At 69.1% G+C, this 21022-nt stretch carries 17 protein-coding genes; 6 read left to right on the top strand and 11 right to left on the bottom strand.

Going from position 1 to position 21022, the window contains the following annotated elements:
- Positions 1 to 26 precede the first annotated feature (26 nt).
- From C566_RS0118040 to C566_RS0118025, 4 genes are all read right to left on the bottom strand, one after another.
- Positions 27 to 1799: an L-aspartate oxidase gene (locus C566_RS0118040; protein WP_018775759.1), complete on the bottom strand. Its 1773-nt coding sequence runs from the start codon at positions 1797 to 1799 to the stop codon at positions 27 to 29.
- Entirely contained in the window at positions 1796 to 3103 is a 1308-nt protein-coding gene (nadA, locus tag C566_RS0118035; RefSeq protein ID WP_018775758.1) for a quinolinate synthase NadA, read from the bottom strand. Before nadA ends, C566_RS0118040 begins: the two co-directional genes overlap by 4 nt.
- Positions 3100 to 3852 carry an NUDIX hydrolase gene (locus C566_RS0118030; RefSeq protein WP_018775757.1) on the bottom strand — a complete coding sequence of 251 codons (753 nt, stop codon included), beginning with the start codon at positions 3850 to 3852 and terminating at the stop codon, positions 3100 to 3102. Before C566_RS0118030 ends, nadA begins: the two co-directional genes overlap by 4 nt.
- Positions 3853 to 3964: 112 nt before the next feature.
- Positions 3965 to 4438 carry an Lrp/AsnC family transcriptional regulator gene (locus tag C566_RS0118025; protein ID WP_018775756.1) on the bottom strand — a complete coding sequence of 158 codons (474 nt, stop codon included), beginning with the start codon at positions 4436 to 4438 and terminating at the stop codon, positions 3965 to 3967.
- A gap of 183 nt (positions 4439 to 4621) precedes the next feature.
- Between C566_RS0118025 and C566_RS0118020 the strand changes: the two genes are divergently transcribed.
- From C566_RS0118020 to C566_RS0118000, 5 genes are all read left to right on the top strand, one after another.
- Positions 4622 to 6040, top strand: coding sequence for an amino acid permease (locus C566_RS0118020; protein ID WP_026266828.1), 1419 nt, complete (start codon positions 4622 to 4624; stop codon positions 6038 to 6040).
- Positions 6041 to 6154: 114 nt separating this feature from the next.
- Positions 6155 to 7192 carry a thiamine pyrophosphate-dependent dehydrogenase E1 component subunit alpha gene (locus C566_RS0118015; protein WP_051082359.1) on the top strand — a complete coding sequence of 346 codons (1038 nt, stop codon included), beginning with the start codon at positions 6155 to 6157 and terminating at the stop codon, positions 7190 to 7192.
- Positions 7185 to 8267, top strand: a complete 1083-nt coding sequence (locus tag C566_RS0118010; RefSeq protein WP_018775752.1) for a transketolase C-terminal domain-containing protein — start codon at positions 7185 to 7187, stop codon at positions 8265 to 8267. The genes C566_RS0118015 and C566_RS0118010 overlap by 8 nt, the downstream gene beginning before the upstream one ends.
- A complete protein-coding gene (locus C566_RS0118005; RefSeq protein ID WP_018775751.1) occupies positions 8260 to 8589 on the top strand; it encodes a biotin/lipoyl-containing protein in 330 nt (109 codons plus the stop codon). Before C566_RS0118010 ends, C566_RS0118005 begins: the two co-directional genes overlap by 8 nt.
- Positions 8590 to 8593: 4 nt before the next feature.
- The gene (locus tag C566_RS0118000; protein WP_018775750.1) at positions 8594 to 9421 is read left to right on the top strand and encodes an alpha/beta fold hydrolase; all 828 of its coding nucleotides are present in this window, start codon (positions 8594 to 8596) and stop codon (positions 9419 to 9421) included.
- Between the two features lie 87 nt (positions 9422 to 9508).
- On the opposite strand, the gene C566_RS0117995 is transcribed toward C566_RS0118000, so the two are convergent.
- The 3 genes from C566_RS0117995 to C566_RS0117985 all read right to left on the bottom strand — a co-directional run bounded on the left by C566_RS0117995 (position 9509) and on the right by C566_RS0117985 (position 13049).
- Positions 9509 to 10843, bottom strand: coding sequence for an MFS transporter (locus C566_RS0117995; protein ID WP_018775749.1), 1335 nt, complete (start codon positions 10841 to 10843; stop codon positions 9509 to 9511).
- Between the two features lie 159 nt (positions 10844 to 11002).
- Entirely contained in the window at positions 11003 to 12457 is a 1455-nt protein-coding gene (gene hpaB, locus C566_RS0117990; RefSeq protein ID WP_018775748.1) for a 4-hydroxyphenylacetate 3-monooxygenase, oxygenase component, read from the bottom strand.
- A 55-nt stretch (positions 12458 to 12512) separates the two neighbouring features.
- Positions 12513 to 13049, bottom strand: coding sequence for a flavin reductase family protein (locus C566_RS0117985; protein WP_018775747.1), 537 nt, complete (start codon positions 13047 to 13049; stop codon positions 12513 to 12515).
- Positions 13050 to 13238: 189 nt separating this feature from the next.
- On the opposite strand from C566_RS0117985, the gene C566_RS0117980 reads away from it, so the two are divergent.
- Entirely contained in the window at positions 13239 to 13955 is a 717-nt protein-coding gene (locus C566_RS0117980; RefSeq protein ID WP_018775746.1) for an IclR family transcriptional regulator, read from the top strand.
- Between the two features lie 106 nt (positions 13956 to 14061).
- Here C566_RS0117980 and C566_RS0117975 read toward each other — a convergent pair whose 3' ends face one another.
- From C566_RS0117975 to C566_RS0117960, 4 genes are all read right to left on the bottom strand, one after another.
- Positions 14062 to 15486: an MFS transporter gene (locus C566_RS0117975; protein ID WP_081627374.1), complete on the bottom strand. Its 1425-nt coding sequence runs from the start codon at positions 15484 to 15486 to the stop codon at positions 14062 to 14064.
- A gap of 171 nt (positions 15487 to 15657) precedes the next feature.
- Entirely contained in the window at positions 15658 to 18774 is a 3117-nt protein-coding gene (locus tag C566_RS0117970; RefSeq protein ID WP_018775744.1) for an AAA family ATPase, read from the bottom strand.
- Entirely contained in the window at positions 18771 to 19952 is a 1182-nt protein-coding gene (locus C566_RS0117965) for an exonuclease SbcCD subunit D (RefSeq protein WP_026266826.1), read from the bottom strand. Before C566_RS0117965 ends, C566_RS0117970 begins: the two co-directional genes overlap by 4 nt.
- An 82-nt stretch (positions 19953 to 20034) precedes the next feature.
- Entirely contained in the window at positions 20035 to 21003 is a 969-nt protein-coding gene (locus tag C566_RS0117960; RefSeq protein WP_018775742.1) for an MIP/aquaporin family protein, read from the bottom strand.
- Between the last annotated feature and the right edge of the window lie 19 nt (positions 21004 to 21022).

The raw sequence follows: 21022 nt of genomic DNA, 5'->3' as shown, positions 1-21022 counted from the left end.
GGCAGCGGTTGCGTGGGCAGTGGTGGTCACGAGGAAATCCTTTGCATGGAATGGGTGAAGGCTGAGGTGGCGGCGGTGTCTGCCCGGTAGTGGGCGCCGATGGAGTGCGTGCGCTGCCGGGCCGCCGCCACGAGGAGTTCCGCGGCCAGCAGCAGGTTCCGGTCCTCATGGCCGGCCTGGTCCAGCCCGGCCAGGTCGCGGCCTTCAAGGACGGTTCCCCACTGCGCCAGCTGGGCCGCGGCGGCCTCGAGGTCGGCGCCCGTGCGCGTGACTCCCGCGGCCGCTGTCATGAGCCTGCCCAGGGCCGCCCGGCTGAACGGGACCTCCACGGCACCGGCGGCGCCGGTCGCCCCCGTCCTGGGAGTCTCAGCCGGCGGGGACGTCACGGGGCTGCCGGGGTGGAAGTCCCGGGCGGCCGGCGCGGGCCAGTCCGTCGCCGGCACGGGTGCGCGCAGGAAGTCCTCGACCGCACGGCGGCTGAACACGAGGCCCTCCAGCAGCGAGTTGCTCGCCAGCCGGTTGGCCCCCTGGGCGCCCGTGCGGGCCACCTCACCGGCGGCATACAGCCCGGGTACCGACGTGCGGCCCCGCAGGTCGGTGCACACACCGCCCATCCAGTAGTGGGCTGCCGGGGACACGGGTACGGTCTCTGCGGTCCAGTCGTAGCCGGCGGCCCGGGTGGCCGCCGTGATGGTCGGGAACCGCCGGGCCAGGAAACCCGCGCCCCGCTCTGCCTCGAGGCCGCGGGCGTCCAGGTAGACCGGGCTGTCCGGCGCGGCCCCGGTGGCGGCCAGGTGCAGGGCGATGCTGCGGGAGACGACGTCGCGGGGGGCCAGTTCGGCGTCGGGGTGGTAGTCGGGCATGAAGCGGTATCCCGCAGCGTCCAGCAGCACCGCGCCCTCGCCGCGGACCGCTTCGGAGATGAGCAGGGCCGGCGGCCCGCCGGGGACCTCCTCAGCGGCAAGGGTGGTGGGGTGGAACTGGAAGAACTCGAGGTCCCGCACCGCGGCGCCGGCACGCCAGGCCAGGGCCAGGCCGTCGGCGGTGGCGACGGAGGGGTTGCTGGTGCGGGCAAAGAGCCGCCCCGCACCGCCGGTGGTGAGCAGGACGGCGTCGGCAGCCAACTCCTGGGGCCGCCCGCCGGCCAGGTAGGCCACGCCGGTGACCCGTGCCGGCGCCGGAGGTGTGCTGCCGGGCTGTGACAGTTCTGCCGGCAGTGCTTCAGCCAGTTCTTCAGTCAGCTCTTCAGTCAGCTCTGCCGGTTCGGTCAGGAGCGCGGTGACGAACGCGCTGGTCTCCACCCGGAGCCGGCCGTGGCCGGCACGATCCAGGACCGCGCGTTCCAGGACGGCGGCGACCAGCCCGCGGGCGATGCAGGCGCCCGTCGCGTCCCCGCCGGCGTGCAGGATGCGCGGCGCCGAGTGTGCCGCTTCCAGGCCCAGGGCCGGTCCGCCGCCCGGACCGGCGTCGAATTGCACGCCGTAGCGGCCCAGGCCGGCGATGTCCCGGACAGCCTCGGTGCACAGGACCCGGACTGCCTCGGCATCGTTCAGCCCGGCGCCGGCGGCGAGGGTGTCCGCGATGTGCGCCTCCACGGAGTCCCCGGGGGCGGCATCCTCCGGTGCCAGCACGGCCGAGACGCCGCCCTGGGCGTAGAAGGTGTTGCTCTGCTCCAGCGTCCCCTTGCTCAGCAGGACCACCTCGATGTCACGGCCGCCTGCGGTGGCGGCGTCGGTGGCGAGCAGCGCGGCGTAGAGCCCCGCGATCCCGCTGCCGACAATCACGAGCCGCCTGGTCACGGCCGCGCCGCCAGCATGCGTTCCAGGGCCACCTTGGCCGGGGCGGCCACGTCCTCGTCCACGGTGATGCGGTTCAGCACCGCGCCGCGGACCAGCGCTTCCAGGACCCAGGCAAGGTAGCCGGGGTGGATGCGGTACATCGTGGAGCAGGGGCAGATCACCGGGTCCAGGCAGAAGATGGTGTGCTGCGGGTATTCCGCGGCGAGACGGTTCACCATGTTGATCTCGGTGCCGATTGCAAACGTGGTGGGTTCCGTGGCCGCGGCGATGGCCTTCTTGATGAAGTCGGTGGAGCCGGCGGAATCGGCGGCATCGACCACCTCCATGGGGCATTCCGGGTGCACGATCACCTGCACGCCGGGGAACTCGGCGCGGGCCTTTTCGATCTGGCCCACGTTGAAGCGCTTGTGGACCGAGCAGAAGCCGTGCCAGAGGATCACCCGGGAATCGAGCAGGGTCGCCTCGTCGTTGCCGCCGAGGTCCTTGCGCGGGTTCCACATCGGCATCTGCTCCAGCGGCACCCCCATGGCCTTGGCGGTGTTGCGGCCCAGGTGCTGGTCCGGGAAGAACAGCACCCGCTGGCCGCGCTCGAACGCCCATTCCAGCACCGTCGCGGCGTTCGAGGAGGTGCAGACGATCCCCCCGCGCTCGCCGCAGAAGCCCTTGAGGGCTGCGGAGGAGTTCATGTAGGTGACCGGGATGACCGGGACCCGGCCCTCGGCGTCGAGCTCGGTGCCGAAGACTTCCTCAAGCTGTTCCCAGCACTCGGTGACCGAGTCGATGTCCGCCATGTCCGCCATGGAGCAGCCCGCGGCGAGGTTGGGCAGGATCACGGCCTGGTCGGGGCGGGACAGGATGTCCGCCGTCTCGGCCATGAAGTGCACGCCGCAGAAGATGATGGCCTCCGCGTCCGGCCGGGTCAGGGCGGCGTTGGCGAGCTGGAAGGAATCGCCCACGAAGTCGGCGTATTCGATCACTTCGTCGCGCTGGTAGAAGTGCCCCAGCACGACGGCGCGGTCCCCCAGTGCCGCTTTGGCGGCGCGGATCCGGGTGTCGAGTTCGGCGTCGGAAGCGAGCTTGTACTCTTCGGGGAGCTGGCCCTGCCGGGGAGTGGAGGCCGGAGCGACGTCGGTGGAGGAGGCACCCGGGCCGTAGGCGGGCACGCCGGCGAGGGCCTCGGCGAGGTCGTAGTCCCAGGGCCCGCGGGCCAGCGCGGGGCTGCAGGTGGAGGCGGCCGCGCCCTGTGCCATGGTGGTGGCCTGCTCGCGCGTGATCAGCTGGATTGCCGTGTTGACGCTGCTCATGGTGTGCTCCTGTTGTCTGGGTCGAGGCCTGGGCGGCCGGTGAAGCGGTAGAGGCGGGGCGGGCGGTGCTTGCCGCCCTGCAGATAGTGATCGGTTTCTTCGATTTCCGGGGTGGCCTTGACCTGCCGGCGGAAGTTGGCGGGATCGAGTTCGCGGTCCAGGACGGCCTCGTAGACCTCCCGGACCTGGGCGAGGGTGAAGTACTCGCCCAGCAGGTGGTAGGCGATGGATCCATAGGCCATCTTGTTGCGCAGCCGCCACAGCGCGTAGTCGACGATCGAGTTGTGGTCGAAGGCCAGCTCGCCCAGCCGGTCGGCGCGGAACCAGCGCACGTTCTCCGATTCGTCGGCAAGCGCGGCCTCCGTGGGCTGGACGAGTGCCCAGTACACAATCGAGACGACGCGCTGGGTGGGCGAGCGGTGCAGCCCGCCAAAGGCGTAGAGCTGCTCGAGGTAGTTCGGGGCCAGGCCCGTGGTCTCGCGCAGGTTCCGCGACGCTGCGTCCTGGAGTGACTCGGAGTGTGTCAGCGGGCCGCCCGGCAGTGCCCAGAGGCCCTTGAACGGTTCGCGGATCCGGCGCACGAGCGGGATCCACAGCGTGGGCCGTCCGGAGCGCTCGCTGGGGCGCAGCGCAAAGATCACAGTGGAGATGGCCAACGACGGCGGCGCGGTCTGGCGCTCCGAGACGTTGGCTGCTGTGGTGTAAACGGTGATCCACCCGCCCTCTTGGGTCCCGGGCGGGTCCGTCATGGACTGCCCGGCTGGATCCGGCCCGACCGCCGGATTAGTTATAGTCAAAGTGACTAGAACTAATGATACGGCCGAGCCGCCCGGTCGCAAAATGTTTCAGGTCACATGCTTCTCACTTGGCGGCGGCCGCGGCTTCCAGCAGCGGCAGGGTGCGGCCCTGGAAGTGGGTATTGAGCACGATCACGGAGGACGAGCGCAGGACGGACCTGGTCGCGATCATGGCATCGAGGACGCGCTGAAGGTCCGAATTGGAGCGTGCTGCTATCCGGGCCATGAGGTCCGAGCTCCCGGAGACGGTGTGGATCTCAATCAGCTCGGGGATCCGCGCCAGGGCCTCCACGACGGCGTCATGGCCGAGGTCCTGGTTGATCGTGAGGGAACAAAACGCCACCACGGGATAGCCGAAGTGCGCCGGATCGGGCTGCGGCACCCATGAGCCGATCACGCCGGCGTCCTGCATCCGGTCCAGGCGCGACTGCACCGTGGCGCGGGCAACCTTCAGCACCCGGGAGGCCTCCAGCACGGAGGACCTGGGGGAATCCGTGAAAAATCGGACAATCTTTGCATCAAGCGGATCAACATCCATGGATTTTTCCTTCCCAAGCGGGACCAGGCCGGACAAACAGCCGTCGATGCCCTGATTCAGTTAGCAAACTGCCACCATGCTCTCACGGCGGAGGCCCCCCGGCGGCCGGGGGCCGGGCCCAAATCCGGTAAATTCAATAGGTCCCATAAGGACGCAAAGATCCAAACCACACAAAGGTTCGCCATGACAATGAAGTCCACCGCGACGCTACCCACCGCGGTCCCCGCCCCGAGCCTGGGGCACAGCATGAAGCCACGCCAACTGACCATGATGGGACTGGGCAGCGCCATCGGCGCGGGCCTGTTCCTCGGCTCGGGGGCAGGAATCCAGGCGGCGGGACCGGCCGTGCTGATCTCCTACCTTGTCGCCGGAACCCTGATCATCCTGGTGATGTGGGCGCTCGGGGAGATGGCCGCGGCCAATCCCAACAGCGGCGCCTTCTCCGTGTACACGCAAAAGGCCATGGGCAAGACCGCCGGGGCCACCGTCGGCTGGCTCTGGTGGCTGCAGCTCGTGGTGGTCATCGCCGCCGAGGCCCTCGGTGCCGCCGGGCTCCTGTTCACCGTGTGGCCGGTGATCCCCGTCTGGGCACTGTCCCTGATCTTCATGGCCCTGTTCACCGCCATCAACCTGGCGGGCGTGAAGAACTTCGGCGAGTTCGAATTCTGGTTCGCCATCCTCAAGGTCGCCGCCATCGTGATTTTCCTGGCCATCGGCACGGCCCTGCTGCTGGGCTTGCTGCCGGACGTCCCGTCCCCCGGCCTCGGCAACTTCACGTCCGGCTTCGCCCCGGCGGGCCTGGGCGGCATCGCAACCGCACTCTTCGTCGTGATTTTCGCCTTCGGCGGCACCGAGATTGTCAGCGTGGCCGCGGCCGAGACGGAAAACCCGGAGCGCAGCGTCGCCCAGGCGATCCGCACCGTGGTCTGGCGGATCCTCGTGTTCTACATCGGCTCGGTATTCGTCATCGCGGCCGTCCTGCCCTCAACCTCCGCGGCCCTGAAGTCCCCCTTCGCCGGCGTCCTCGACGTCGCCCGGATCCCCGGCGCCGGTGCGGCGATCACCCTTGTCGCCGTCATCGCGCTGCTGTCCGCCTTGAACGCCAACCTCTACGGCGCGTCCCGCATGGTGTACTCGCTCTCTGAGCGCGGCGAAGCCCCCAGGGTCCTCTCAAAGCTCAACACGGCCCGGGTCCCGGTCGTGGCGGTAAGCGTCTCCGTGGCCTTCGGCTTCCTGGCCGCCGTCCTGGAACTGCTCTTCCCGGACCAGATCCTGCCGGCCCTGTTCCAGCTTGTCGGCTCCACCTGCCTCGTGGTGTGGGGCTCGGCCCTGGTGTCCCAGCTGATCCTGCGCCGCCGGGCAGACCGCGACGGCACTGCGCTGCCGCTGCGGATGAAGGGCTTCCCCGGGCTGACGATCTTCGGGCTCGTGCTCCTGGCGCTGATCTTCGCCGTCGGCTTCAGCAGCCCGGAGAGCAGCAAGCAGCTGGTCAGCACCCTGGTGCTGGTGGCCGGCATCGCCGTGGCGTGCTGGACGGGCGCCCGGATCACCCGGAACCGCAACGCCGCCGCCGCCGCAAAAGCCGATCAGCCGTCCAGCTAAGTCGCTAGACAAATTGCCAAGCTCACCGGCGCGCGGGGCGGCAAAAGTATGCAGTCTGGGCACCCCCGCCTAGGCTGATTGCCCACCCCGCCGCCGGTGACTAGGGTCACAGGCATGGACACACTTCTCCCCGTGGCTTCCGGCAGCGCTGCCGGGCCGCTCACAGCCGACGAACTCCGCGAGCTCTATTCGCTCATGGTGGCCGTCCGTCACCTCGACACCTCGGCCATCGCCTGGCAGCGGCAAGGCATCATCCCCGGCTACGCCCCCGAACTCGGGCAGGAAGCGGCCCAGGTGGGCAGCGGCTACGCCGTGGACACCACCCGGGACTTCGTCTTCCCCACCTACCGCGAAATGGGCGTCGCCCGGACCATGGGGGTGGACATGGTGGCCTACATGTCCACCCACAAGGCCACGTGGCACGGCGGCCTGTACAACCCGCTGGAATCCCGGCTGGCCCCGATCCAGGCGGTCGTCGCCGGGTCCGTCCTGCACGCCGTCGGCTGGGCCCACGGCCAGACGCTGGATGGGAAAGACGGCGTCGCCCTGACCTACTTCGGTGACGGCGCCTCCTCGCAGGGCGATGTGCACGAGGCGATGAACTTTGCCGCCGTGATGAAGGCGCCGGTGGTGTTCTTCGTCCAGAACAACGGCTGGGCCATCTCGGTCCCCACCGAACGGCAGGTGGCTGGCGGCTCCGTCGCGGCCCGCGCCGCGGGTTACGGGATGCCGGCGCTGAAGATCGACGGCGACGACGTCGCCGCGGTCCTGGAGGCAACCCGCCGAGCCTTCGCGCATGCCCGCTCCGGCAACGGCCCGGTGCTCATCGAAGCCATGACCTACCGCCGCGGCCCGCATTCCACGTCCGATGACCCGGGCCGCTACCGCTCCCTCGACGAGGAACGCGACGGCGCCGGCACCGACCCGATCGAGCGGCTCCGGCAGCGGCTGCAGGCCGATGGAATCGCCGACGAGACGTTCTTCGCCGGCGCGCTGGCCGCGGCCAAGGCCGAAGAGGAGCAGATCCGCACCGGCATCCAGGCCCTGGGCTCCCGGCCCGGAACTGAAATGTTTGACCTGGTCTTCCAGGAAACCACCCCTGCCCTGCAGGCCCAGGCCGCCAACTGGCGCGAGGAGTCCGAACATGTCTAACTCGATTCTCGAAGGCACAAACGCCGCAGGCGAGAGCACTGCCGACGACACCGTCGCCACCCCGGCCGGAAGCGAGCCCGCCACCACGGTGATGTCGATGCAGCAGGCGCTCAACCGCGCCCTCGACGAGGTCCTCGCGGACAACCCCAAAGCCGTGATCTTCGGCGAGGACTGCGGCCGGCTCGGCGGCGTCTTCCGCATCACCGACGGACTCCAGGCCAAGCACGGCGCGCAGCGCGTCTTTGACACCCCGCTGGCGGAATCCGGCATCCTGGGCATGTCCGTGGGCCTGGCGATGGCCGGGTTCCACCCCATTCCCGAGGTCCAGTTCGACGGCTTCGCCTACCCGGCCATCAACCAGATCGTCTGCCAGATCGCCCGGATGAACTACCGCAGCCGGGGCACCCTGCCGATGCCCGTCACCCTGCGGGTGCCCAGCTTCGGCGGCATCCGCGCCCCCGAACACCACGGCGAAAGCCTGGAGGCGCTCTTCGCCCACGTGCCGGGCCTGAAGGTGGTCTCGCCGTCGAACCCGCATGAGGCCTACCACCTGCTCAAGTACGCCGCCACGCGGCCGGACCCGGTGATCTTCATGGAGCCGAAGTCGCGGTACTGGCAGAAGGGTGAGGTAGACACCGCCAGGCACGATGCAGGCGGCGGCTCCCCCACCGGCGCCAAGGTCATGCGTGAAGGCCGCCACCTCACGCTGGTCGCATGGGGCGCCATGGTGGCCCGCTGCCTGCAGGTGGCCGAGCTCGCGGCCGAGGACGGGATCGACATCGAGGTCCTGGACCTGCGCTGGCTCAAGCCGATCGACGCCGAGGCCCTCGCCGCCTCCGTGCGCAGGACGCGCCGCGCCGTCGTCGTCCACGAAGCGCCGCTGACCTCCGGCCTCGGCGCCGAGGTGGCGCAGCTGATCACGCAAAGCTGCTTTGACACCCTCAGGGCGCCGGTGGAGCGCGTCACCGGCTTCGACGTCCCGTATCCCTCGGGCGACCTGGAAGATGAATACATCCCGAACATTGACCGGATCCTCTTCGGCATCCAGCGAGTATTGGAGTACAAACGTGGCTGAAATTTCCTTCCCGCTCCCGGATCTCGGCGAGGGCCTGATCGAGGCCACCGTGCTGGAATGGCTGGTTTCCCCGGGCGAGCAGGTGGAGCGCAACCAGCCGCTCGTGGAGGTCGAAACCACCAAGTCGGCCGTTGAATTGCCCAGCCCGCAGGCAGGTAAGGTAGTGCGTATCTACGGCGGGCCCGGCGACAAGATCAATGTCGGCGAGCCCCTGATTGTGTTTGAGGTGCCGGACAACACCGCCGGCATCGTGGGCACGGTCCCGAAGGAAGAGGCACCTAAGCGCCGGGTCCGCCTGAGCGCCGTACTTGATGAGGACTGAGAGCATGAGCGGCAGACACACCGGCGAACAGCATTCGCACACCGTTGAGGGCACCGACCCCCAGCTGTATGTGCAGGTGCACGAGCCCCAGAACGACGCCGGGCTCCGTCCCGTCCTGCTGCTGCACGGCTTCTCCTCCTCCTCCAAGCTCAACTGGGAGGACAGCGGCTGGCTCACCGCGCTCCTGGAAGCCGGCCGGCGCGTCATCACCGTGGACCTGCCCGGCCACGGCCGCAGCGGCGCCCCGGAGGACATGGACTCCTACTCCCCCAGCCGGATCCGCGCGGACCTGCTGCAGATTGTGTTCGACGCCGGCGCGCGTCCGCTGCGCGACGGGGACCCGTCCAGCGGGCTCGACGTGATCGGCTATTCGCTGGGGTCCCGGCTCGCCTGGGAGTTCGGGGCCACCCAGCACGAGCTGGTGCACCGGCTGGTCCTGGGCGGCCCGAACGTCGCCGACCCACTGGCGGACTTCGACCTGATCGCCGCGCAGCGGTACCTGGCCGACGGCACGCCGATCGCGGACGAGTCGACTGCCGGGCTGCTGAAAATGGCCATGCTGCTGCCCAGCAACAACATCTTCGCGCTGCTGTCCCTGGTCGAGGCGATCAAGACCGAGCCGTACGACCCCGCCGAAGCCGTCCCCCACATGCCGATGCTCCTCGTGGCGGGGGAAAACGACGACCGGGCCGCCTCCATGCCGGAACTCGCCGCCCTCGGCGCCAAGGCCGGCGGCATGGTCGAACAGCTCGTGCTGCCGGGCCGCAACCACACCAACGCCATCACCAGCCGTGCCTTCAAGCAGGGCGCCATCAGCTTCCTGGGCGTCTAGGCCTTCCTTAAAGCAACGCGGGGTCACTTACGGCCCGTCCGGGAGCTCCGGATGGGCCGTAAGTGACCCCGCGTTGTTTGTGTGTGGCTAGTGGTGGCTGCTGACGCCGAGCGGGCGGCCCTTCGTTTCCCCGGCCAGCAGGACGCCGACGGCGGAGATGACGCAGAGGACCATGATGTAGATGCCGATGGAGCCGGTCCAGTGGGTGCCCTGCAGGAGGACTTCCGCGATGGTGGCCGCGAATGCGCCGCCGAGGATGGCGCCAAACGCGTAGCCGATCGAGATCCCCGAGTAGCGCACGTTCGCCGGGAACATCTCGGCGTACATGGCGGACATGGGGCCGTAGGACAGGCCCAGGCCGATCGTCAGGACGAACAGCGCGACGCCGTAGAGCACGATGTTCTTGGTGTCAATCAGCGCGAACATCGGGATCATCCAGGCGAAGACGATGCCGTAGCCGATCAGGAAGGTCTTGACGCGGCCGATCTTGTCCGAGAGCCAGCCGCCGACCAGGGTGAAGATCAGCCAGCCGAAGGAGGCCAGCGTGGTGGCGAGCAGGATCTGCGGGGTGGGCATCTTCAGCGTCTTGGTGGCGTAGGAGATGAAGAAGGCAATCAGCAGGTAGCCGGCGGCGTTGTTGCCGATGAAGATCATCGTCGAGTAGAGGACGGCCTTCTTGTGCTTGCGGAGCAGCTCGCCCAGGGGCGCCTTGCTTTCTTCCTTGCGGTCCTGCATCTCCTTGAAGACGGGGCTCTCGGCGACCGCCCGGCGGATCAGGTAGCCGACGATGATCAGCACGATGGAGAGCAGGAACGGCACACGCCAGCCCCAGGCCGCGAAGTCTTCCTTGGACATGGAGGTGTTGAGGAAGTACAGCAGGCCGGTGGCCAGGATCATGCCGACCGGAACGCCGATCTGCGGGTAGGCGCCGAAGAGGCCGCGCCTGCTCTTGGGAGCGTGCTCCACGGCCATCAGGGCAGCACCGCCCCATTCACCGCCGGCGGAGAAGCCCTGGATGACGCGGAGCAGGATCAGCAGGATCGGGGCCCAGACGCCGATCTGCGCGTAGGTGGGCAGCATGCCGATCAGGGCCGTGGCGGCACCCATCATGATCAGGGTGAAGACCAGCATGGCCTTGCGGCCGAGGCGGTCTCCCAGGTGGCCGGCGACGATCGCGCCGAGCGGGCGGAAGAGGAAGCTGATGCCGATGAGGGCGAAGGACAGGATCTGCGCCAGGCCCGGGTTGGAGGCGTTCAGCGGGGCGAGGAACAGCGGCGACAGCAGCGTTGCGGTCAGCTGGGCAAAAATGAAGAAGTCGTACCACTCGATGGTGGTGCCGACCAGTGTCCCGGCGAGGACCTTGCGTTCCTCGTGTTTGCTGCTGGGACCCGCCTCAGAATCTACGGATGAAGTTACGGTCATTGGAACTCCGTTGCTGGGGGCAGAGGTACTGCCCGGGGTGGGTGCGAAGTGGATAACTGATGCCTCGTGGATTACTGATCGAACGGTCAGTTAGTATCCTGATACTACTATGAAAGATGTGATAAGGCACACATATTTCCGGGGAGTGTTTTCCTCGGGTCAGTCAGAGCGGTTGAGCAGCTCTCTGACCCTGGCCCGGACCGGCTCGCGGTCGTAGGTGTTGACCAGGGCGCCGGCCATGCGGACGGGGTCTCCGAAGAAGAAGTACTCGTAGAGCGACTGGCGCCCGGAAAACCCGGAGATCGAGGCGTCGAAGGCCAGCTTGAACAGCCGGACCCGCTCGGGGCCGGTCAGGGTCTTGCCCTGCAGGTACAGCTCGATGTCCTCCCGGGCCTCGCTGTTGACGTCCGCCTCCCCCGGCAGGGCCATGAGGCCCGACGCCGAGAACTTCCGGATGATCTGCGGGAAGCGCTGGGCGATCTTCGGGTACCAGTTGCGGGCAGCGTTCAGGGTGGTCCACTTCGGCAGCATGACGCCGGCGTCGTTGAGCCCGGCGTCGGCCTCGGACGCGCGGACCAGCGCCTTGCCGATTTCGACGTCGATAATCAGTTCGGCGATGTCCTCCTGGATGTGCTGGAATCCGTCGATGCCGATCGATTCGGCCAGTTCCGAGGCCAGGCCCAGGAAGAACTCGCTCTTGGCGACGGTGCGGGTGACCACCTGATGGGTCATGAGCGCGCCGGCGCCGGTCTCGGTGTAGAAGCTGTTGCACAGTTGCGGGTGGCCGAGCATGAAGATGCGCTCGTTGGGCACGAAGACGTGGTCAAAAACCGCGACGGCGTCCATTTCCTCATAGCGGGAGGCCAGCGGCTCGTCGTGGGTGCTCCCGCCGTTGTACAGCGAGGTGCGGCAGAGGTAGCGCAGGCCCGGGGCATCGTTGGGGATGGCGAACGCGTAGGAATAGGGCGCGTCTTCCGGGGTGCCCCGCAGGACCGTGGACGGGAAGACGAGCAATTCGTCGGCGATCGGGGCGATGGTGGCGAGCATGCGCGCGCCCTGGATGACGATCCCGTCCCCGCGCTCCTCCACGATCCGGGCCGAGAGCTGGCCGCCGAGCTGCTCCGAACCGGAGACCGAGCGGTTGACCTGCGGCGGGATGAGGGTGTGCGTGGCGAGGACGTCGTTTTCCCGGGCCCACTCGTAGTAGTTGCGGATGTTGTCGCCGAACTTCGGGTCCGCCTGCGAGAACCACTTCCCTGCCGTGCCCAGCGCGGTCAGCGCGGAGTTCATATAGTCCCCGGAGCGGCCAAGGAAGCCGTTGGAAGACTCGGCCCAGGTGGAGATGGCGCGGCGCCGCCGCTGGAGGTCCTCGATGGACCTCGGCACCAGGAAGGAGGCATTGACCCGGTCCCCGGTGCTGGGTGAGACGTAAGTGAGCGCGTCCTGATACTGCGGATCATGCTGCATGTCGAAGAGCTTGGCGTAGGAGCGGGCCACATTGCGGAAGGCCGGGTGCTCGGCGATCTTCTCGCTGACCACCTCGCCGTCGATCACCACGTGCGGGGTCATGGCGTTGAGCTTGTCCAGGTACTGCCGTCCGGTACGGATACCCACGGTCTTCCTCCAGTCGTCGTTGAGCTGAAATGCCGGGAAGGGATGCGGTGCGGCGCTAGAGCAGATCCTCCATGCCAAGCTGGCTTTCCGGGATGGTGGTAAAAGTGCTGTTGGCGAAGGCCAGGGCATCGCCGTTGCGGTAGTTGAAGTCCACCACCTCGCCGACATACAGGGTGTGGTCTCCGCCGTCGTATGCCGCCCAGGGTTTGCATTCGAAATAGGCGAGGACGTTGGACAGCCGCGGCGCGGTCTTCCCTTCCACCCACAGCGGCTCGGGGCCGGGGCGGCCGGCGAAGTGCATGGCCAGGTACCGCTGCTCGGCGCCGAGGATATTCACGGTGAAGGGCCGGCCGGCGAGCTCGTCGTGGGCCCTGGCCGTGCGGGAGATGCTCACCAGCACCAGCGGGGGGTCCATCGAGACCGAAGTGAAGGAGTTCACGGTGATGCCGTGGCGCTTCGTGGCACCGTCGAAGGTCACGATCGCGACGCCGGTGGCAAACCTGCCGAGGCTGCCCCGGAAGTGGTTGGCCCGCGGCGCCGACAGGGGGCCCTGGGCACCCCCGGCGTGGCCGCGCGGCGTGGCAATCATCATTGATCCCTTGCGTTCGTTGCGTTTTCCCCGGCTGTGGTGTGGGTGTGCTTTCGATCAGCTGTGTTCTATAATCGTGTTCTATAATCGAACAAACAGTTCCCATATAGAACGCTAGCGGACCATGAGCCGGAACACAAGGGTTGCCCGGCGCACCCGGCGTCCAGCGACCCCGCCCCTAGGATGGACCCCATGACCCCGAACGCCGGCACCGCCCAGGCTTCCCCGTCCCAGACGCTGTCCCGCGGCATCAGGGCGCTGGAGATCCTCGCCGAGGCCCAGCAGCCGCTGACCATTGCCGAGCTCGCCGATGCCATGGGCGTCCACCGCTCCGTGGCCTACCGGATCCTGCGCACCCTCGAGGACCACTCGCTGCTGGTCCGTGACGACGGCGGGCGCGTCCAGCCCGGCCCGGGCCTCGCGGTCCTGGCCCGCGGGGTCTCCCGGAACCTGCAGTCGGCGGCGTTGCCGGAACTGACCCTGCTGGCCAACACCCTGACCATGAGCGCCTTCGTGGCGGTCTGGGACCGGGAGGAGTGCGTGACGCTGGTGACGGTGGATCCGCGGCACAGCGGCGCCGCGGTGGTGCAGCACCCGGGGTCTCGGCACCCCATCAGCGCAGGGGCGCCGGGCATTGCGATCCAGTCCGCCTTCCCGGAGCAGGACTGGCGGGCCCTGGTCCCGGGCATCCCGTACCGGCCCGAAGCGGCCGAGGCCCGGCGCCGCGGCTTCGCCGCCAGCCATGACGAGGTGATCCCCGGCGTGTCCTCGATTGCGGTGCCGCTGCGCGTGCCGGGCGGCCGGCCGGCCGCCCTCGCCGTCGTCTATATCCGCGCAGCGCAGGATCCGGACGAGGTCGCCGCGGCCCTGACCGAGGCGGCGCGTCGCATCGAGGCGCAGCTGGGCTAAGCGTGTGCACTGCCGTCGCCCGTTTCCTCCGATGCCCAATCAGTAGATGTCCTCCTGGCGCCGTTTTGGGGACCAAAAGTGATAGCGCAACGGCGGGTTAGCGGGGTTAGTCGGCCTGTACCGGCTTCTTCCCGCGTTGCCGCAGTACGACGGCGGCGGCCGTTCCCAGCAGGAACAGCGCCGTGGCGGCGCACACCGGGACCAGGAACGCCGTCGAATACCCGAAGTTCTGCGCCAGCTGTCCGGCGACGGACGATCCGAGTGCGTGTCCAGCGATAATACCGCTGGCAAGGGCCGTCATGACCGTGCCGAGCTTGCCGGCGGGGGCGACTAGTCCTCCCACAGCGAAGACCGTCACCATGAGCGGCCCCACCGGCAGGCCCAGAACCAGCAGCACAAGGACCATGGGCAACGCCGTCGAGGGCAGCAGCAGCAGTGATGCGAAGCCGGCCATGAGGGCCGCACACGCGATCCAGCGGGCGTTGAGGGTAAACCGCCGGGGCCAGTAGGCAACCGAGAGAGCGGCCGCTGCGGAGCTCAGGCCCATCACGGCGTACAACAACCCCATGAGTTCGGAGGTGGCGAAACTGGCCGAGAAGGAACTCAGGGACGCCTGCGTGGAGCCAAAGAATGCGCCCATGCAGGCCATCGCCAGCACGGGGAGGGCAACGGCGGCGAAGGTCCGAACGCGTTGCGCGACCGGCATGGCGGCGCGGCGCTGCTTCTCGAGGGCCGACACCGCCGAGGTGCGTGCCGGAGTCCGGACCACCGCCTGGTGGGTGGGGTGCACGGCGAAGGCCGGAACCAGGGTGATGGTCAGGGCAGCGGCGAGGGCCAGCGGAAGCCAGGGCGCGATGAGGCTGGCAAGGATTCCGACGAGCGCCGGCCCGAGGACGAAGGTCAACTCGTCGGCAGTGCTTTCGTAGGAGAGTGCCGTGTCCAGATCCGTGGCGTCGGCTTTAGTCCCGCCCCGGGACGTCAGTGCCATCCAGCGGACCCGGGCCAGGGAGCCGACCTGCGGGCAACTGACTCCGGCCACGAACGCAATCACAAGGACAGGAATGATGGTTCCGGGAGCTGATCCGCTGGGGATCAGGTAGGCCGCGATGATCAGGGCGACGACTGCCACAGCGTTGAGGATTGCGGTAAACAGCAACACGGGTCGCTGGCCCAGCCGATCCGCACTTGCGCCCAGGACGGGAGCGCCCAGCGCCGAGCCGATGCCGACGGCGCCGGCCACTGCCCCTCCGACCGCGTAAGAGCCGGTGACAGCAGTGGCTAAAGTCAGGGCGCCGACGGTGAGCATGGCCAGCGGCAGTCGGGCGAAGAGCCCCAAGGGGATGAAGCTGCGGCCGGCGAGCATCGGCAGCCGCGCGAAGCGGCCGCCCTTGGCGGGCGCCGGGGTAGGCAGGGCGTCGGTCGAAAGTGCGGCGGCCGGCAGAGCGTCGGTCGAAAGTGGGGCGGCCGGCAGAGCGTCGGTCGAAAGTGGGGCGTCAAGAGTAGACGCCAAAGAAGACGGTGAAGGGTTCATGGTTTCCGGGTTCGTTCAAAATAGTGCGCATCGTCCCTCCTCCCGATGCGCGCGACCCGGTAACAGATCAATGATACCTGATCCCGGAATGGCCGCCCCGGGGACCAGGCCCCGGGCCGGGGCCCAGAGCGGGCCCCGGAACGGGCTCAGGCCCGGGCCCCCGGGATGGTCTCAGACCCGGGTGTCGTCGCTGATGTGCAGGGTGGAGCCGCTGCGGCCCTTGACCACCTGGAGCTGGGTGCCGATGCGCTGCTTCATTTCGGCGACATGGCTCACGAGCCCCACCACCCGGCCGCCGTCGCGGAGGCCTTCGAGGGCGTCCATGACTTGTTCCAGCGCCTGTTCGTCGAGGCTGCCGAAGCCCTCATCCACGAAGAGAGTCTCGATGTCCACGCCGCCGGACTCATGCTGCACGACGTCCGCCAGTCCAAGGGCCAGCGCCAGTGAGGCCATGAAGGACTCGCCGCCGGAGAGGGTGGCGGTGTCCCGGCGCTGGCCGGTCCACTCGTCCACGACTTCCAGGCCAAGGCCGGACTTCGCGCCGCGTGCTGCCTTGGCGTCGGTGTGCTGCAGCGTGTAGCGGCCATCGCTCATGCCGATCAGGCGTTCGGAGGCAGCGACGGCCACCTGTTCGAGCCGGGCGGCGAGGACGTAGCTGTTCAGGCTCATGCGGTAGGTGTTGTCTCCGCCGCCCTTGGCCGCGTCGGCGACGGCGGTGAGCATCGCGGCCCGGTCCCGCGGTTCCCTTCCCGCGGCGGCGAGGTCCGCGTAGTCTGCGGCGATGCGCCCGAGGGTCCGGAGCGAGTTTTCCGCCAGCCCGGCCGCAAGCACGGCTTCCCGGGCTTTGCGTTCAGCCGCCGCCGACCCGGTCCTGAGCTCGTCGAGGGCGGCGTCGCTGACGATGTCCCCGGCGGCCCGCTCGGCTGCTGCCAGCGCCAGGTCCTCGCCGGCGAACAGTTCCTGGATCCTGGCGGCTTCATCCTGTCCGGCCCGGATGGCCGTTTCGAGACTTGTTGCCACCGGCGTTGGCAGCAGTGCTTTCCGCGCCGCGGTCTCGGTGCTGAAACCGGCCCCGGGGAGGGCTTCTTCAAGGCGCCGGCGTGCCTCCGCGGTGCGGGCGGCGGCCTGTTCGTGGGCCGACTGTGCGGCGTCGGCGTGCTCCAGGACCGCTGTTGTTGCTGTCAGGGCGGCGATCCGCTGTTCGAGGCTCGCGTGGCCGGCGCGCAGCTTGTCCAGGGTGTGCTCGAGGGCCCGTGCCTGCTCGTCGATTTCGGCGATCGTCGATTGCGTCTGCGCGATGCCGGAGGCGGCGTCGGCCTGCGCCCGCTCCGCGTCGGCGATCGCCGCTTCGAGTTCTGCCATCCGGGCCCGGCTGGCAGCAAGGTCCGTGGCAGCGCGGACGGCGTCATCAGCCCGCTCCCGGGCCAAGGCTGCCTCCTCACGGGCTTCCCCCGCAGGTGTGTTGCCGCCCTGGGCGGCCAGGACGGCGACGTTCTGTTGGGCCTCGGCGAGCTCGCGCCCAAAGGCAGCGACGGCTTCTTCAGCCATGTCGCTGGCCAGTTGCGCGGCTTTCTCGGCCTCGGCGACGGCCAGGGCGGAGGCTGCCGCGGGGGCGGGTGCCGGGTGTTCAGGGCTGCCGCAGACCGGACATGGAACTCCGGCCAGGAGCTGGGTGGCGAGCTCGGCGGCGGCGTTCGTGAGCCGTTGCTCGCGGAGGTCCAGCCATTGCTGCCTCCGGTCCTGGTGCGCGTTGCGGGCCGCGGCGTGCTGTTCGGCAATTGCCGTGCACTCGGCCTCGGCGGCCAGGAAGCGGCCAACGATGGTCACGAGTTCATCCGCTGCCGTGGCTTCCTTGGTGCGCAACTGGACTTCGGCGGCCAGCTCCTCGAGGGGACGGAGTCCGGCGGACAGGGCCGCCGACTCTGTGCGCAGGGTGTCCAGTGCGGCGGCGCCGGCCAGCCGTCCGGATTCCAGCTCCTGCAACTGCAGGCGCAGCCGGCTGCCGCGGTCAGTGAGCCCGAGGAACCGGGCTTCGTCGGGCAGGCGTTCGGTGAGCACGGCATGCAGGGACCGCAGCCGGGCGAGGGTGCTGCGGACGGCCGCGCTGTCCAACTGGACGGCTTTGCCCGCCCGGACGGCGTCGTCGCCAGCGCCATCGTCGCCAGCGCCGTCGTCGTCGCCTCGGGCGCCGGCGGCGAGGAGGTCCTGCCCGGCGAGCTCCGGGTCTGTGGCGGCCGCGGACCGCAGCTGCCGCTCGGCCGCCAGCAGGGCCGTTCCTGCCAGGTCCTCGGCTGCCGCGGCGCTTTCGACTGCCTGCAACTGGCCGCCGAGCATCTCGGCCTGGCGGTGCAGTCCCAGTGTGACGGCTTTGCCCGCCAGGACGGGGGCGGCGGCGTCGGCTTCAATCCGCCGCTGTTCCGCGGCGGCAAGTTTGGCGTGGCGGTTCGCCCGCGCGTTCGCCGCCTCCAGCAGGGACGCATGGTCGGCGGCCTGCTTCTCGGCTGCCGCGGCGTCGCTGCGGCGTCCCTCCGCTGCGGTTGTTGCGGCGTTGTCGAGCCAGGCCAACAGGGCATCCGGCTCGTCCCGGCCGGGGGCGCCGTCGGGGTCGAGTTCGAGCGCCGCGGTTTCGGACTCCGCCTGCGCCAGCAGCAGGTCCAGCTTCGCGTTGAGGTTGGCGACCTCGGCCTTGGCAGTCTGCGCCCGCCGGGACAGTTCCTGTTCCACGGCTTCAAAGCGCTGGGTGCCGAAAAGGCTCTGCAGCAACTCCAGACGGTCGGACGCCTTGGAGCGCAGGAACGCCGCGAAGTCCCCCTGCGGTAACATGACCACGCGCGTGAACTGGTCCCGGTTCATGCCCAGGACGTCGGCGATCTCCGCTCCGGCCTCATCATTCCGGCCGGATTTCTCCACCCACGCGCCGTCGATGCGTTCGCGCAGCAGCGTGTTGGCCTGTTGGACCGTGAAGCCGTTCCTGCCCCGGGCACTGGGCTTGTCCCACGCGGGCGAGCGGGAGACTTCAAAGTGCCGGCCCTTGGCCGAGAATTCGCAGGTGACGCGCGGCTCGGCGGCGGCCTCCGCGTGGTCGCTGCGCAGCCGCTTGCCGTCCTGCCGGACCCCGGGAACCGATCCGTAGAGGGCGAAACAGATGGCGTCCAGCACGCTGGTCTTGCCCGCGCCGGTGGCGCCGTTCAGCAGGAACAGCCCGTGTGCGCTCAGGCGGTCGAAGTCGATCCGTTCCGTGCCGGCAAACGGGCCGAAGGCGGAAATCTCCAGGCGATGGATCCTCACAGGGACACCCCTTCCAGGCGCACGGCGTCGAGCGCCTCGGCGAGAACGGCGGCTTCGGCGTCGGACGCGGGCCGGCCCCGGACGTGGTCGAGGAATCCGCAGCAGACGGAGAGGTCGTCCTCGGCTTCGGCAAGCCGGCTGCTGTAGCTGGCTTTGGGCGCCGCGCCGGGGCCATCGGGGTCGAAGCCGAGCACCAGGGTGTCGGGGAACCGTGCCCGCAGGCGGTCCATCGCCTGGGCCGGGCGGGCCTCGTCCGTCAGCGTGATCTGGCAATAGGCGGCCTCGGCCCACGCGAAGTCCTCCGACTCCAGGAGCTCATCCAGCTTCCCGCGGAGCACGGCGAGGGTCCGGGGCGCGTCCCAGAGCACCTCGCGCACGCCGCCGATTCCCTCGGCGTCGACCTCCACGAGCCAGCTGCCCTTCCGGTGCTTCGCTTCCGAGAAGGAGTACGCCAGCGGCGAGCCGGAGTAGCGCACCGCCGGGGAGAGCTCCTGCCGGCCGTGCAGGTGGCCCAGTGCCGTGTAGCCAAAGCCGTCGAAGAGATCCAGCGGGACTGCGCCGACGCCGCCGATACTCAGATCCCGTTCGCTGTCGGAGCTGATGCCGCCGCTGGCGAAGGTGTGCGCCAGGACCACCGAATGCACAGTCCGGGTCTGGCTCCGGTGCCGCACGTCGGCACGGATCCGTTCGGTGGCGGCGCGGGTGACCTCGAAGTGGCTCGCGGTCTCGACGCCCAGCTGCTCGGCGACCAGCCGGGGCTCCAGCCAGGGGATCCCGTAAATGGCGAGCACCGGCGCTGCCTCGTTCCCGGCGTCGTCCCCGAGCGGAAAGAGTACGGGAACGTCCAGTTCGTTCAGCCGTGTGCGCAAATGCACTCCCCCGCGCTCAAGCAGCCGCGAGGCAAATCCCAGCCTGATGGCGGAGTCGTGGTTGCCGCTGGTCAGCACAACTTCGGCGCCGGCCCCGGTGAGGCGCACCAGGGCGTCATCCAGCAGGCCGACGACGTCGACGCCCGGCAGAGCGCGGTCATAGACGTCCCCGGCGATGAGGACGACGTCGACGCTCTCTTCCCGGACAAAGGCCACGAGCTGATCGATGAAGGCGCGCTGGGCATCCAGCATGCCGACGCCGTGGAAGGACCGGCCCAAGTGCCAGTCGGAGGTGTGCAATAACCGCATATTCCTACGGTATCGGCTGCCACCGACACTCTTGCGCCACCACCCCGGAGGTGTGACGGAGGTTAAAAGTAGTCAGCAGGGGCTACTTCCCACCCTTGCGGTCGAAGAAGCTGCGGGCCTCGTCGTTGCCGGCGGGGGCGGCCGAAGCAGACGCGGTGGTGGCGGTGACGTCGGCCAGCTCAGCGTCATCGAAGCCGGCGCCATCCACATCGGCGTCCGTGAGCTTTCCGTCGGTCGGGGCAGTGACCGCACCAGTGGCCTGGTCAGTGGTCCGGGCCGCCTGGACACTGGCCTGGACGAAGCCGCGGAAAACCAGCCCGGCGATGGCCGCACCGACCACCGGTGCCACCCAGAACAGCCACAGCTGCCCGAGCGCATCCGGGCCGCTGAAGATGGCCGACGCCGTTGCCCGGGCCGGGTTGAACGGCACATTGCCGAGGGCCTGGCCCAACTGCAGGAGCATCGCCGTCGTCAGGCCGACCGCGAAGGGCGCCGCCGCCCTGGCCGGATTCCTGTGGGCTGTGGTGGCAAGGAAGATGGCCACGAGCAGGGCCATGCCGAGGACCTCCACGAGCAGGACCCCGGCCATGGGCACCTGGATGATCGAGTGCTCACCGAATCCGGCGGCCACCGTGGTGAACGCGGCCTGGGAGTCGTCGATGGTCGGCACGGTGCGCAGGACGCCGAACAGGGCGACGGCCCCGAGCAGGGCGCCCACAAGCTGCGCGCCGATGTAGGCGGCGGCGTCGGCAAGCCGGATCCGGCCGGCGATGGCATTGCCGACGGTGACGGCGGGGTTAAAGTGGCCGCCGGAGACGTAGCCCACGGCCAGCATCGCCGCCGTCAGGGCGAGGCCGGCAGCCAGGGCGGCGGGCAGCGGGCTTGACTGCGGGATGGTGAAGAGCGGCACGCCCAGGCCTGCAACCACGACGATCAGGGTCCCCAGGGCCTCGGCGGACAGCCGGGCCACGAGCCCGGGCCGGGGCGTGACATCGCTGGCGGCCGGTGGCTGGACGCCAACGTTCTCGGGGGCTGGCACAAGCAGGGTCATGGTCAGGATTCCTTTGCTG

Origin of the sequence: Arthrobacter sp. 131MFCol6.1 (assembly GCF_000374925.1) — a bacterium.
Lineage (GTDB): Bacteria > Actinomycetota > Actinomycetes > Actinomycetales > Micrococcaceae > Arthrobacter.
The sequence above is the reverse complement of the archived record's forward strand: the minus strand, read 5'-3'. Positions and strand labels throughout refer to the sequence as shown.

Excerpts from the sequence above, each read along its gene's own strand:
- C566_RS0117960 (WP_018775742.1), bottom strand. The coding sequence starts at position 21,003 with ATGACCCTGCTTGTGCCAGCCCCCGAGAACGTTGGCGTCCAGCCACCG.
- C566_RS0118010 (WP_018775752.1), top strand. The coding sequence starts at position 7,185 with ATGTCTAACTCGATTCTCGAAGGCACAAACGCCGCAGGCGAGAGCACT.
- C566_RS0118025 (WP_018775756.1), bottom strand. The coding sequence starts at position 4,438 with ATGGATGTTGATCCGCTTGATGCAAAGATTGTCCGATTTTTCACGGAT.
- C566_RS0118030 (WP_018775757.1), bottom strand. The coding sequence starts at position 3,852 with ATGACGGACCCGCCCGGGACCCAAGAGGGCGGGTGGATCACCGTTTAC.
- nadA (WP_018775758.1), bottom strand. The coding sequence starts at position 3,103 with ATGAGCAGCGTCAACACGGCAATCCAGCTGATCACGCGCGAGCAGGCC.
- C566_RS0117975 (WP_081627374.1), bottom strand. The coding sequence starts at position 15,486 with ATGAACCCTTCACCGTCTTCTTTGGCGTCTACTCTTGACGCCCCACTT.
- C566_RS0117995 (WP_018775749.1), bottom strand. The coding sequence starts at position 10,843 with ATGACCGTAACTTCATCCGTAGATTCTGAGGCGGGTCCCAGCAGCAAA.
- C566_RS0118015 (WP_051082359.1), top strand. The coding sequence starts at position 6,155 with ATGGACACACTTCTCCCCGTGGCTTCCGGCAGCGCTGCCGGGCCGCTC.
- C566_RS0117980 (WP_018775746.1), top strand. The coding sequence starts at position 13,239 with ATGACCCCGAACGCCGGCACCGCCCAGGCTTCCCCGTCCCAGACGCTG.
- C566_RS0118020 (WP_026266828.1), top strand. The coding sequence starts at position 4,622 with ATGACAATGAAGTCCACCGCGACGCTACCCACCGCGGTCCCCGCCCCG.
- C566_RS0117985 (WP_018775747.1), bottom strand. The coding sequence starts at position 13,049 with ATGATGATTGCCACGCCGCGCGGCCACGCCGGGGGTGCCCAGGGCCCC.
- C566_RS0118000 (WP_018775750.1), top strand. The coding sequence starts at position 8,594 with ATGAGCGGCAGACACACCGGCGAACAGCATTCGCACACCGTTGAGGGC.
- C566_RS0117965 (WP_026266826.1), bottom strand. The coding sequence starts at position 19,952 with ATGCGGTTATTGCACACCTCCGACTGGCACTTGGGCCGGTCCTTCCAC.